Origin of the sequence: Sphingomonas kyeonggiensis, assembly GCF_014204495.1 — a bacterium.
GTDB classification, from domain to species: Bacteria; Pseudomonadota; Alphaproteobacteria; order Sphingomonadales; family Sphingomonadaceae; genus Sphingomonas; species Sphingomonas kyeonggiensis_A.
Map to the genome: position 1 here is coordinate 628,257 of NZ_JACHLN010000001.1, position 12,327 is coordinate 640,583.

The 12,327-nt window shown below is 67.4% G+C and carries 9 protein-coding genes; 7 read left to right on the top strand and 2 right to left on the bottom strand.

What is annotated here, in order from left to right; genetic code table 11:
• Nucleotides 1-51: 51 nt before the first annotated feature.
• A complete protein-coding gene (locus HNP52_RS03035; protein WP_184162303.1) occupies nucleotides 52-2,739 on the bottom strand; it encodes a ribonuclease E/G in 2,688 nt (895 codons plus the stop codon).
• A gap of 497 nt (nucleotides 2,740-3,236) precedes the next feature.
• On the opposite strand from HNP52_RS03035, the gene HNP52_RS03040 reads away from it, so the two are divergent.
• From HNP52_RS03040 to HNP52_RS03055, 4 genes are all read left to right on the top strand, one after another.
• Nucleotides 3,237-4,499, top strand: coding sequence for an N-acetylmuramoyl-L-alanine amidase (locus HNP52_RS03040; protein WP_184162305.1), 1,263 nt, complete (start codon nucleotides 3,237-3,239; stop codon nucleotides 4,497-4,499).
• Between the two features lie 182 nt (nucleotides 4,500-4,681).
• A complete protein-coding gene (locus HNP52_RS03045; protein ID WP_184162308.1) occupies nucleotides 4,682-7,198 on the top strand; it encodes a penicillin-binding protein 1A in 2,517 nt (838 codons plus the stop codon).
• Nucleotides 7,199-7,326: 128 nt separating this feature from the next.
• Nucleotides 7,327-8,454 carry a peptide chain release factor 2 gene (prfB, locus tag HNP52_RS03050; RefSeq protein ID WP_184162311.1) on the top strand — a complete coding sequence of 376 codons (1,128 nt, stop codon included), beginning with the start codon at nucleotides 7,327-7,329 and terminating at the stop codon, nucleotides 8,452-8,454.
• Nucleotides 8,455-8,483: 29 nt separating this feature from the next.
• Nucleotides 8,484-9,224 carry a class I SAM-dependent methyltransferase gene (locus HNP52_RS03055; protein WP_184164945.1) on the top strand — a complete coding sequence of 247 codons (741 nt, stop codon included), beginning with the start codon at nucleotides 8,484-8,486 and terminating at the stop codon, nucleotides 9,222-9,224.
• On the opposite strand, the gene HNP52_RS03060 is transcribed toward HNP52_RS03055, so the two are convergent.
• Complete coding sequence (locus tag HNP52_RS03060; protein ID WP_184162315.1) at nucleotides 9,210-9,608, bottom strand: JAB domain-containing protein; 399 nt, start codon at nucleotides 9,606-9,608, stop codon at nucleotides 9,210-9,212. The two genes, HNP52_RS03055 and HNP52_RS03060, sit on opposite strands and share 15 nt — an antisense overlap.
• Before the next feature lie 140 nt (nucleotides 9,609-9,748).
• Here HNP52_RS03060 and HNP52_RS03065 point away from each other — a divergent pair, with 140 nt between their 5' ends.
• The 3 genes from HNP52_RS03065 (at nucleotide 9,749) to HNP52_RS03075 (ending at nucleotide 12,324) form a co-directional block, all read left to right on the top strand.
• Nucleotides 9,749-10,543 (top strand): thymidylate synthase, encoded by a 795-nt coding sequence (locus HNP52_RS03065; protein ID WP_184162318.1) that lies wholly within the window; start codon nucleotides 9,749-9,751, stop codon nucleotides 10,541-10,543.
• 141 nt (nucleotides 10,544-10,684) lie between these two features.
• On the top strand, nucleotides 10,685-11,155 hold the full coding sequence (locus tag HNP52_RS03070; RefSeq protein WP_184164947.1) for a dihydrofolate reductase: 471 nt from the start codon (nucleotides 10,685-10,687) through the stop codon (nucleotides 11,153-11,155).
• The gene (locus tag HNP52_RS03075) at nucleotides 11,152-12,324 is read left to right on the top strand and encodes a dipeptidase (RefSeq protein ID WP_184162320.1); all 1,173 of its coding nucleotides are present in this window, start codon (nucleotides 11,152-11,154) and stop codon (nucleotides 12,322-12,324) included. Before HNP52_RS03070 ends, HNP52_RS03075 begins: the two co-directional genes overlap by 4 nt.
• The last annotated feature ends 3 nt before the right edge of the window (nucleotides 12,325-12,327 follow it).

Here is a 12,327-nt window from a genome sequence, read left to right on the forward strand (position 1 = left end):
AAAGGGCGCCGGTCCCTGTCGGACCGACGCCCCTTTTTTCAGTCCCTCGGATCAGGCGCCGAAGGTGCGCTGCCACCAGCCGCGACGCGGCGTGCCGTCCTCACCTTCGCCTTCGCCTTCCGCTTCGGCATCAGCCTCCGCGGTCGACTCCGCCGGCGCGGCCTGCTCGGCGACCGGGGCGGCTTCGACTGCCGGGGCGGGTTCCGCCTCGACGGCCTCGACCTTCTTCTTGCGGGTCCGCTTCGGCTTGGCCGGCGCTGCCTCCTCGGCGACCGGCTCGGCGACGACTTCCACCGGAGCTTCGACCGCGGGCGCGGCTTCGGCCTCGACAGCCTCGACCTTCTTCTTGCGGGTCCGCTTCGGCTTGGCGGGAGCTTCCTCGGCGACCGGCTCGGCCACGACCTCGACCGGAGCTGCGACCGCAGGCGCGGCTTCGGCCTCGACAGCTTCCACCTTCTTCTTGCGGGTCCGCTTCGGCTTGGCGGGAGCGGCTTCCTCGACGGCCGGCTCCGGCGCGACTTCGGCCGGCTCGGCGACTTCGGCCTCAGCCTCGGTCACGTCTTCGCCGCCGTCCTCGGCGCCCTCGCCACCCTCGGCGCGGTCGCCACGACGACCGCCGCGACGGCCACGACGGCGACGCTTGCGGTTGCCTTCACGGCCTTCACCCTCGGCGGCAGCGGAGACTTCCTCGCCCTCGACAGCTTCGCCTTCGGCTTCGACTTCCTCGCCGGCCTCGGCCTCACCCTCGGTGCCCTCGCCTTCCTCGCGACGGCCACGACCGCGGCCACGGCGGCGGCGGCGGCGCTTGCCACGGCCCTCGCCATCCTCGTCGCGTTCGCGGCGCTCGCCGCGGCCTTCGCGACGATTGCCGGCTTCGGCCTCTTCCTCGAGCTCCTCTTCCTCCTCGTCGATCTCCTCGACGTAGTCGTCGTCCTCGGGCTCTTCGATCAGCTTCTCGAACTTCGGCGCGTGCGCCGGCGGCGGGCCGGAGCATTCGACCGACATGCGCGCGCCCTCGAGCTCGCCATCCGACAGGATCTCGACGGTCACGCCGTAGCGGTCCTCGATCTCGGCGATGTCGGCGCGCTTCTTGTTGAGCACGTAGAAGGCCGCTTCCTGGCTGGCGCGCAGCGTGATCACCGAGCCGCGGCCGCGAGCGGCCTCGTCCTCGATCATGCGCAGCGCGGACAGGCCGGCCGACGAGGCGGTGCGGACCAGGCCGGTGCCTTCGCAATGCGGGCACTGCACGGTCGACGCCTCGAGCACGCCGGTGCGCAGGCGCTGGCGGCTCATTTCCATCAGGCCGAAGGCCGAGATGCGGCCGACCTGGATGCGGGCGCGATCGTTCTTCAGCGCCTCCTTCATCGCCTTCTCGACCTTACGGACGTTCGAGCCATGATCCATGTCGATGAAGTCGATCACGACCAGCCCGGCCATGTCGCGCAGGCGCAGCTGGCGGGCGATCTCGTGCGCCGCTTCGAGGTTGGTCGCAGTCGCGGTCTGCTCGATATTGTGCTCGCGCGTCGAGCGGCCCGAGTTGATGTCGATCGAGACGAGCGCTTCGGTCGGGTTGATGACCAGATAGCCGCCCGACTTCAGCTGGACGACCGGGTTGTACATCGCCGAGAGCTGGTCCTCGACGCCGGCGCGCTGGAACAGCGGCACCGCGTCGGCGTACTGCTTCACCTTCTTGGCGTGGCTCGGCATCAGGAGCTTCATGAAGTCCTTGGCCTGGCGATAGCCGTCCTCGCCCTCGACGATCACTTCGTCGATGTCGCGATTATAGATGTCGCGGATCGCGCGCTTGAGCAGATCCGAATCGCCATAGACCAGCGCCGGCGCGGTCGACTTGAGCGTCTCCTCGCGGATGCCGTCCCACAGGCGCGCCAGATAGTCGAAGTCGCGCTTGATCTCGACCTTGGTGCGCTGGAGGCCCGCGGTGCGGACGATGCAGCCCATCGTCGGCGGCAGCTTGAGGTCCGCCATGATGCCCTTGAGGCGCTTGCGATCGGCAGCCGACGAGATCTTGCGCGAGATGCCGCCGCCATGCGCGGTGTTCGGCATCAGCACGCAGTAGCGGCCGGCAAGGCTGAGATAGGTGGTGAGGGCCGCGCCCTTGTTGCCGCGCTCTTCCTTGACGACCTGGACCAGCAGCACCTGGCGGCGGCGGATCACGTCCTGGATCTTGTAGCGGCGGCGCAGGTTCATGCGGCGCTGGCGCAGGGCCTCGGCCGGGCTGTCCTCGCCGCCATTGCCCTTGCCGCGGCGCTTGCGCGAACGGCCGCCTTCACGAGCTTCCTCGCCTTCGCCGGCTTCGGCATCGCTCTCGCCTTCGCCGTCCTCGTCGTCGACCGGACGCTCGAGCACTTCCACGCCGCCTTCGTCGTCATGGTCGTGATCGTGATCGTCGTCGCCATCCTCCTCGGCGCGCAGCGCGGCTTCCTCGGCCGCATGCTCGGCTTCCTCGCGGAGCAGCGCTTCGCGATCTTCCTTGGGGATCTGGTAATAGTCGGGATGGATTTCGCTAAAGGCCAGGAAGCCGTGGCGATTGCCACCGTAATCCACGAACGCCGCCTGGAGCGACGGCTCCACGCGGGTCACCTTGGCCAGATAGATATTGCCCTTGAGCTGCTTGCGCTCGGCGGACTCGAAATCAAACTCCTCGATTCGGCTTCCCTTGACGACGGCCACGCGGGTTTCCTCCCGGTGGCGTGCGTCGATCAGCATACGCATGGTCATTTATGATTCTCCGGGCGCGCCGGCCCCAGCCCTCTGGACTTTTGATGCGGAGGGCTCGCGCAGGCGCGCGACATACAATGCGGCCCTGGCCGGCGGATTGGCCGGCTGCGGTCTCGCGGGTTTCGAAAACTGCTGCTGCTCGCAGGGCACGCGCGAACCGGTGGTCCGCAGGCTCCGCCGCCATCACGCGACCGGCCGGTTCGGCCAATCGGTGCAGACGTTGCGGAAATTGCCTCATGTGAGCGTCAACCTGAACTGTCGCGACAAGATGTGGCCGCGAGAAAGGTCCGGCGCAAGGGCCGGGACAATGCTGCCTAGCATTACCGTAACGGCGCGGCAACCTTGGCTAAAAACGGCAAACAGACCGGCAAGCCCTTGCCGCCTTGCCGGCAAAAATATGCCGAATCCAAAATTAACCGCACAATTTCACGGCGATTTGAGGCGCGCCCTCTAGTCCGGTCTCGTCAGGGCAGACGCGTAACTCAGAGTATCAATCTATGGTTTTGGGCTGGACCCCCAGAGCCCCGGCGCGGCATAGCGTCAGGGTGCTGTTCCTGCTCGCCTTGCTCTCCGGCTGGTTGACCGGAGTCCCCAGCTGGGCGGGCGTCGTGCAGGAAGTGCGCGTGAAGGGCGACCGGGTGATCGTCAGGTTTGACGCACCCGTTTCCCAGGCAAGCGCTTTCATGCTCGCTGGACCACAGCGTATCGTGCTGGACGCCAAGGGCGCCGAGCCGGGTGATCGCGCCTATGCCGAAGGGCCGGTGACGAGCATCCGACAGGGCTCGCAAGGCGCCGAGGGCGCGCGCATTGTGCTCGACCTGGCACGCCCGGCGATCGTGACCGAGGGCCGCTTCGGCAACGACGGCCGCACGCTCACGCTCCAGCTGCGCACCGTGGACGACGCGCAGTTCGCCCGTGCCGCCGCCGAGCGCCGGATGAGCTTCCTGCCGCCCTTCTCCTATGTGCAGCCCGCGGGCCACAGCCGCTACAGCGAGACGATCGCGTTGCCACGGCGCGCGCCGCCGGCCGCACTGCCGCGCGTCTATGGCGAGGCGGACCGTCCGCTCGTCGTGATCGATGCCGGCCATGGCGGGCACGACCCCGGCGCGATCGGCGCGAGCGGCCTGCGCGAGAAGGACCTCACGCTCAAGACCGCGCTGGCGATCAAGGACGCGCTGCTCGCCTCGGGCCGGGTGCGCGTGGCGCTCACCCGCGAGGACGATCGCTTCCTGGTCCTCCAGGAACGCTATGGCCTTGCCCGCAAGCTGGGCGCGGACCTGTTCATCTCCGTGCACTGCGACAGCGCCGGCAATGGCGATGCCTCCGGCGCGACCGTCTACACCCTGTCCGAAGTCGCGTCCGACAAGGAAGCGGCCCGGCTGGCGGCGCGCGAGAACAAGGCCGACATCATCGCCGGCGTCGACCTCGGCACGCAGAATCCGGATATCTCCTCGATCCTCATCGACCTCACCCAGCGCGAGACGATGAACGCATCGGCGGGCTTCGCCCGGCTGCTCGGCCGCGAGGCCCAGCCGCTGATCCCGATCAAGGCGAACTTCCACCGCATGGCGTCGCTGATGGTGCTCAAGGCACCGGACATGCCGTCGATCCTGTTCGAGACGGGCTATATCTCGAACGAATCCGACGCCGCATTCCTCGCCTCGGACGAAGGCCGCAGGAAAGTGGCGCAGAGCGTGCGCAAGGCCGTGGAAATCCACTTCGCGACGCGCATGGCGTCACGGACTTTAGCTTCTCGGTGAAACCATCTCCTCAATCCCCTTGTGCCCTCATTATAGGCGGGTACGAGGGGAAGTGGTTTCACATTGGGAATAAACCCGTTTTGGGGCAATCGCGGGCAATTCCCCTCCACGGCAGGGGCGTGCGGCGAGCCGCCAGACTCCCGGCTTCCTTCCCCGGCCAATCCTGCTAAACCGCGAGCCGCATGTCCGACGGTTCCACCACTTCCAGCGTAAAGATGCGCATCAAGCGCGAGATCGGAGGCTTCAAGGGGCTGTTCGGTCGCGTCCGCCACCGCTGGTGGTTCCGGATTCTCGCGGTGCTCGCCCTGCTCTCCGGCCTGTTCGTGTTCCTTGTCTGGCTGTTCATCGCGCGCAACCTGCCGTCGGTCGACACGCTGAAGAACTATGAGCCGCCGCTGCCGACCAATGTCCGCTCGGCCGAGGGCCTGCCGATCTACAGCTATGCCCGCGAGCGCCGCGTGCAGCTGAGCTTCCCCGAATATCCCAAGCTGCTGGTCGAAGCGTACATGTCCGCCGAGGACAAGACCTTCTTCGAGCATCACGGCGTCGATTTCCCCGGCCTGGTCCGCGCGGCCTTCCAGGGACTGGTCAGCGGCTCCACGCCGCGCGGCACCTCGACGATCACCCAGCAGGTCGCCAAGAACCTGCTGGTCGGCAACGAGACGAGCTACCTGCGCAAGGCCAAGGAGGGCATCCTCGCCTGGCGCATGGAAGACGTGCTCACCAAGCAGCAGATCATGGAGCTGTACCTCAACTCGATCGAGCTGGGGCGCAACGCCGGCGGTGTCGAGGCGGCGAGCCAGGCCTATTTCGGCAAGGAGCTCGACCAGCTGACCCTGCCGCAGATGGCCTATCTGGCGATCCTGCCCAAGGGCCCGTCCAACTATGATCCCGAACGCCACACCCAGCGCGCGCTCGATCGCCGCAACTGGGTGCTCGGGCAGATGCTCGAGAACGGCTTCATCGACCAGGCCCAGCATGATTCGGCGGTCGCCTCGCCGCTCGGCACCGTGCCGCGCCAGACGCCGAAGTTCGAGCGCGTCGGCGGCTATTTCACCGAGGAAGTGCGCCGCCAGCTGATCGACAAGTTCGGCGAGACCAACGAGACCGGCCCCTACAGCGTCTATTCGGGCGGCCTGTGGGTGCGCACCTCGCTCGATCCCAAGCTGCAGGAATATGCCCAGAAGGCCCTGCGCGACGGCCTGCTGCGCTATGACCGCGGCCGTGGCTGGTCCGGGCCGATCGGCCATGCGGATATCGGCAAGAGCTGGCTCCAGTCGTTCCTCAACACCAATATCGGCCTCGACTACGAGAATTGGCGCGCGGGCGTGCTGATCGATCGCACCGGCGACAGCTGGCAGATCGGCTTCGACGACGGCTCGACCGGCACGCTGCCCAAATGGGCCGCGACCATGCCGGTGCGCGGCAAGGGCGGCCAGGCGTTCGATGCGTTCAAGCCGGGCGACATCGTCGCGGTGGCGCCGGAAGCGAACGGCCAGTACGCACTGCGCTCGGTCCCCAAGGTTTCGGGCGGCATGGTGGTCGAGGATCCGCGCACCGGGCGCATCCTCGCCATGCAGGGCGGCTTCGATTCGCGCATCCAGAGCTTCAACCGCGCCACCCAGGCGCAGCGCCAGCCGGGCTCGACGATCAAGCCGATCGTCTATGCCGCCGCGCTCGAGCAGGGCATGACCCCCGCCTCGATCGTGGTCGATGGCCCGTTCTGCGTGTGGCAGGGGGCCAGCCTCGGCCAGAAGTGCTTCCGCAACTTCGGCAATGCCCGCGGCGCCGGCCCCAAGACGCTGCGCTGGGGCATCGAGCAGTCGCGCAACCTGATGACGGTGCAGATCGCCAACCAGACCGGCATGGATCACGTCGTCGACCTGATGCAGCGGATCGGCGTGTCGCGACAGAAATTCCCGCCCTATCTCAGCTACGCGCTGGGCGCCGGCGAGACGACCGTGACCCGCATGGTCAATGCCTATTCGATCCTGGTGAACCACGGCCGGGCGCTCAACCCGTCGCTGATCGACTTCGTCCAGAACCGGAAGGGCGCGGTGGTGTGGCCGGAGAACTGGCGCCCGTGCGAAGGCTGCAACGCGCCCGACTGGAAGGGCGGCGCGATGCCGCGCCCGGTCACCCGCGCCAAGCAGGTGCTCGATCCGCTCTCCGCCTATCAGATGGTCCATATCGCCGAGGGCGTCGTCCAGCGCGGCACCGCCACGGTACTGCGCGACCTGGGCCGCCCGATGATGGGCAAGACCGGCACCACCTCGGGCCCGACCGACGTCTGGTTCGTCGGCGGCACGCCGCAGATGATCGGCGGTCTCTATATCGGCTATGACACGCCGACCAACCTGGGCGGCTATGCCCAGGGCGGCTCGATCGCCGCGCCGATCTTCAAGCAGTTCGCCATCCCCGCCTTCGAAGGCATGGAGAAGGTCCCCTTCACCGCGCCGCAGGGCATCCGCATGGTCCGCATCGACCGCGCCAGCGGCAAGCCGGTGACCGGCGCCTGGCCGTCGAGCGATCCGCTTTCGGGCGTGATCTGGGAAGCATTCAAGCCCGAGACCGACCAGCGCCGCGGCCGCCGCGACCAGGAAGAACAGCCCGAGGCCAAGGCCGTCGAGAAGAAGGCCGCCCCCAAGAAGCAGGAAGGCGACAGCGACTTCTTGCAACGCGAGGGCGGAATCTACTAGCGGGCGTAACTATATACCCGTCATCCCCGCGAAGGCGGGGATCCAGAGCCAAGCAGGACGCGGCTCTGTTACCCTGGATCCCCGCCTTCGCGGGGATGACGAAGAATTAGGTTCGAAAGGTACTTCTCATGCGCGCCGAAGCGCAGGCTCATGTCGACAACATCAAGGAGTCGCTCGCGCTGCTCCGCCGGTTCCTCGATTGGGACCGCGCGCTGCGCCGGCTCGACGAGCTCAATGCGCGCGTCGAGGACCCGACCCTGTGGAACGATGCCAAAAAGGCCCAGGACGTGATGCGCGAGCGTCGCCGGCTCGACGAATCGATCACCGCCACGCGCGCGATCGAGACCGAGCTCAACGACACCGCCGAGCTGATCGAGATGGCCGAGGCCGAGGGCGACGAGGACATGGCGGTCGAAGGCACCGCCAGCCTTGCCGCGCTCGCCGCGCGCGCCGAGAAGGACAAGGTCATGGCCCTGCTCTCGGGCGAGGCCGATGCCAACGACACCTATATCGAGATCAACTCGGGCGCCGGCGGCACCGAGAGCAACGACTGGGCGGGCATGCTCCAGCGCATGTACACGCGCTGGGCGGAGCGCCACGGCCTCAAGGTCGAGCTGATCGACTATCATGCCGGCGAGCAGGCGGGCATCAAGTCGGCGACGTTGCTGGTGAAGGGCGAGAACGCCTATGGCTATGCGAAGACCGAGAGCGGCGTGCACCGCCTGGTCCGCATCAGCCCCTATGACAGCGCCGCGCGTCGTCACACCAGCTTCTCCTCGATCTGGGTCTATCCGGTGATCGACGACAATATCGTGGTCGAGATCAACGAGAGCGAACTGCGCATCGACACCTATCGCGCCTCGGGCGCGGGCGGCCAGCACATCAACACCACCGATTCGGCGGTGCGCATCACCCACTTGCCGACCGGCATCGTGGTGCAGTGCCAGAACCAGCGCTCGCAGCACAAGAACAAGGCCGAGGCCTATAACCAGCTGCGCGCCCGCCTCTACGAGCGCGAGCTGGCCGAGCGCGAGGCCGCGGCCAACGCGACCAACGCCACCAAGACCGATATCGGCTGGGGGCACCAGATCCGCTCCTATGTGCTCCAGCCATATCAGCTGGTTAAGGACCTGCGCACGGGCGTTACTTCCACTGCGCCCTCGGATGTGCTCGATGGGGACCTCGACGCGTTCATGGCCGCCGCGCTATCCCAGCGGGTGACCGGCGAGACGGTCGAAGTGGAGGATGTCGATTGAGACGCGGCCCCGCGCTGTTCCTGGGACTGATGCTGGCGGCGTGCAGCGGCGCGCCGGTGGCGATCGACAACAAGGAACAGGGCACCCCCGCGGCCAATAGCGGCTTCCCCGCCGCCGACCGGCCGGTGGCCGGCATCCTCTCGCCGCGCTGGTCGACCGAGGAAGCGCGCGACCGGCTGAACGAAGCGGGCCAGGTGATGGACCTGGCCGGCATCAAGCCGGACATGACCGTGGCCGATATCGGCGCGGGCGAAGGCTATTATACCGTCCGCCTGGCGGCGCGCGTCGGCGACAAGGGCCGCGTCGTCGCCGAGGACATCGTCCCCGAGACGCGCGACTATCTGGCGACCCGCGTGCTGCGCGAGAAGCTCGACAATGTCAGCGTCCGCCTGGGCCTGCCCGCCGATCCGCGCCTGCCCGAGAACAGCTTCGACCGGGTACTCATGGTCCACATGTACCATGAGATCGAGAGCCCGTACGAGTTCCTGTGGCGACTGCGCCCCGCGCTGGCCCCGGGCGGCCAGGCGGTGGTGGTCGATGCCGATCGCCCGACCCAGGACCATGGCACCCCGCCCGAGCTGCTCAAATGCGAGTTCGCCGCGGTCGGCTATGCGCTGGTCTCGATGAAGCCGATGCCCTCGGCGGGCGGCTATATCGCGATCTTCGAGGCGAAGGGCGAGCGTCCCGAGCCGAGTGCGATCCGCGCCTGCAAGAGCGGCAAGACCGCGACGCCGGCGGTGCTGCCCAAGGAAGAATCAAAGGAACCCTAGGCTGCGGAAGCTGGTGATGCCGTTTGCGGCGACCACCAGGTGATCGAGCAGCCGCACCCCCAGCGTATCGAGCGCGCGGGCGAGCCGGTCGGTCGCCTCGCGATCGGCGCGGCTCGGGGTGGGATCGCCGCTCGGATGGTTGTGCGCCATCACCACCGCAAAGGCATGGAAGGCGATCGCATCCGCCGCGATGTCGCGGATCGGCAGGCTGAGCTGGTCGCGCCGGGCCGAGCGGGCATGGCGCATGCCCAGCACCTGCTGGGCCCGGTCGAGATAGGCGAAGGCCATCACTTCCACCCGCTCGCCCGCCAGCGGCGCGAACAGCGCCTGCGCCGCTTCGATATCGGGCAGGCGCAGGGGCGGATTGTCGGCACCGAACAGCATCGCGACCGGCTGCCACCGCGCCGCCTCCGCCCGAAGCGCGACCGGCTCCGGAACGGACCGTGGCGGAGAGGTGTGGTTTCTCCACAATGGATGTGTCTCGCCCGCTTGGCCTCGCGCGGAGGCAGGGCTAGGCTGTGCCCATGCAGCAGTACCTCGATTTGATGGCCCGTGCGCTCGACACCGGCGCCGAGCAGATGGACCGCACCGGCACCGGCACGCTGAGCGTGTTCGGCCACCAGATGCGCTTCGACCTGTCGCAGGGCTTCCCGCTGCTCACCACCAAGAAGCTGCACCTGCGCTCGATCCTGATCGAGCTGCTGTGGTTCCTGCGCGGCGACACCAATGTGAAGTGGCTGCAGGAGCGCAAGGTCAGCATCTGGGACGAATGGGCCGACGAGAATGGCGATCTCGGCCCCGTCTACGGCAAGCAGTGGCGCGACTGGGAAGCGGCGGACGGCCGCCATATCGACCAGATCAAGGAGTTGATCGAGACGCTGAAGACCAATCCCGGCTCGCGCCGCATGGTCGTCTCGGCCTGGAACCCCGGCGAGCTCCACGCGATGGCGCTCGCGCCCTGCCACTGCCTGTTCCAGTGCCATGTCGCGAACGGCAAGCTGAGCCTCCAGCTCTACCAGCGCTCGGCCGACATCTTCCTCGGCGTGCCGTTCAACATCGCCAGCTACGCGCTGCTCACCCATCTCCTCGCCCAGCAGGCGGGGCTCGAGGTCGGCGACTTCGTGTGGACCGGCGGCGACTGCCACCTCTATTCGAATCACCTCGACCAGGCCCGCGAGCAGTTGAGCCGCACCCCCGGCCCGATCCCGCGGCTGGAGATCCTGCGCGACCCGGGCTCGATCGATGCCTATGAATATGAGGACTTCGTGATCCACGACTACGTCGCCCAGCCGCATATCAAGGCGCCGGTGGCGGTTTAGGAGAAATCGTCACCCTGAACTTGTTTCAGGGTCCAACCCTCCGCTTGGGAAGCCGGCGCCCGTAGCGCGCTGGATGCTGAAACAAGTTCAGCATGACGGGTTCCCATGCCGGACCGCATCTGCTTCTGTCGCCGGATGCAGGTGATTTCCTTCCATCTCGCCCGTGCCGACAATGGTGTGATCGGCGTCGACAACCAGCTGCCCTGGCACCTGCCCGCCGATCTCAGGCGCTTCAAGGCGCAGACGATGGGCAAGCCGATGATCATGGGACGCAAGACCTTCGAGAGTTTTCCCGCACCCCTGCCCGGCCGCCGCCATATCGTGCTGACCCGCGATCGCGCCTGGCAGGCCGAGGGTGCCGAAGTCGTCCATTCGCCCGAGGAAGCGCTGGCGCTCGCGGGCCCCGGCGACGTCGCGGTGATCGGCGGCGCGGAGGTCTTCGCGCTGTTCGCGCCCGACCGGATCGAGCTGACCGAAGTCCATGCTTCCCCGGAAGGGGATGCGCATGTCCCCGCTTTCGGGGTTGAATGGCGCGAAGTTGCGCGCGAGGATTTCGAGCAAGAAGCGGGGCGCCCTGCCTACAGCTTCGTGACATTGGAGCGGGCAGGATGAAGAAGAAGATCCTCTGGGGCGTGCTCATCGTCCTCGTGCTGGCCGCGGTCGGCTTTTTCGGCTTCGCCCCGGGGATCGTCGAAGGCAGCATGAACAAGGTGGTGCCGACGAAGCTTGTGCGCCCAAGCGACGCGGTGAAGAAGCTCCACGCCTCGCTGCAGATCGCCGACATGCATGCCGACACGCTGATGTGGAACCGCAGCCTGCTCGAGCGCTCGAATACCGGCCAGGTCGACCTGCCCCGGCTGCTCGAGGGCAATGTCGCGCTCCAGGTCTTCTCCTCGGTCACCAAGACGCCGAAGCACCAGAATTACGACGCCAATTCGGGCGACACCGACAACATCACCCTGCTGACCATCGCCCAGCTCCAGCCGCCCAAGACCTGGACCTCGCTGCTCGAGCGCTCGCTGTTCCATGCCCGCAAGCTCGATCGCGCCGCCGCCGGTTCGAACGGCAAGCTGCGGGTGATCCACAATCCGCAGGAGCTCGACCAGCTGCTCGCCGATCGCGCGGCGGGCAGGAAGGTGGTCGGCGGCATGCTCTCGATCGAGGGGCTGCAGGACCTGGAGGGCCAGCTTGGCAATCTCGACAAGCTCCACGCCGCAGGCTTCCGCATGGCCGGCCTCGCGCATTTCTTCGACAATGACGTCGCCGGATCGATGCACGGGATGAAGAAGGGCGGGCTCACTCCGCTCGGTCGCCAGGTGCTCGCGCGGATGGAACAGCTCGGCATGATCGTCGACATCGCCCATTCGAGCCACGAATCGGTCGCCGAGATCCTCAGGCTGGCAAAGCGCCCGGTCGTCTCCAGCCATGGCGGCGTGCAGGCGACGTGCAAGGTCAACCGCAACCTGACCGACGAGGAGATCAAGGGTGTCGCGCGCACCGGCGGCGTGGTCGGCATCGGTTACTGGGACGCGGCGGTGTGCGGTACCGAGCCGGCCAATGTCGTCCGCGCGATCCTGCACGTGCGCCAGCTCGTCGGCATCGATCATGTCGGCCTGGGCTCCGATTTCGACGGCGCGGTGACCACCGGCTGGGATTCGTCGCAGCTGATCGCGATCACCGGCGGCCTGCTCGATGCCGGCCTGTCACCCGACGAGATCCGCAAGGTGATGGGCGGCAATGTCCTGCGCGTACTCCGCGCGGGAATCGTGCCGGGGACGTGAAGC

What these genes read in the sequence shown, in the direction of transcription:
- HNP52_RS03075 (WP_184162320.1), top strand. Translation starts at nt 11,152, where the DNA reads ATGAAGAAGAAGATCCTCTGGGGCGTGCTCATCGTCCTCGTGCTGGCC.
- prfB (WP_184162311.1), top strand. Translation starts at nt 7,327, where the DNA reads ATGCGCGCCGAAGCGCAGGCTCATGTCGACAACATCAAGGAGTCGCTC.
- HNP52_RS03040 (WP_184162305.1), top strand. Translation starts at nt 3,237, where the DNA reads ATGGTTTTGGGCTGGACCCCCAGAGCCCCGGCGCGGCATAGCGTCAGG.
- HNP52_RS03065 (WP_184162318.1), top strand. Translation starts at nt 9,749, where the DNA reads ATGCAGCAGTACCTCGATTTGATGGCCCGTGCGCTCGACACCGGCGCC.
- HNP52_RS03060 (WP_184162315.1), bottom strand. Translation starts at nt 9,608, where the DNA reads ATGCTGTTCGGTGCCGACAATCCGCCCCTGCGCCTGCCCGATATCGAA.
- HNP52_RS03045 (WP_184162308.1), top strand. Translation starts at nt 4,682, where the DNA reads ATGTCCGACGGTTCCACCACTTCCAGCGTAAAGATGCGCATCAAGCGC.
- HNP52_RS03055 (WP_184164945.1), top strand. Translation starts at nt 8,484, where the DNA reads ATGCTGGCGGCGTGCAGCGGCGCGCCGGTGGCGATCGACAACAAGGAA.
- HNP52_RS03035 (WP_184162303.1), bottom strand. Translation starts at nt 2,739, where the DNA reads ATGACCATGCGTATGCTGATCGACGCACGCCACCGGGAGGAAACCCGC.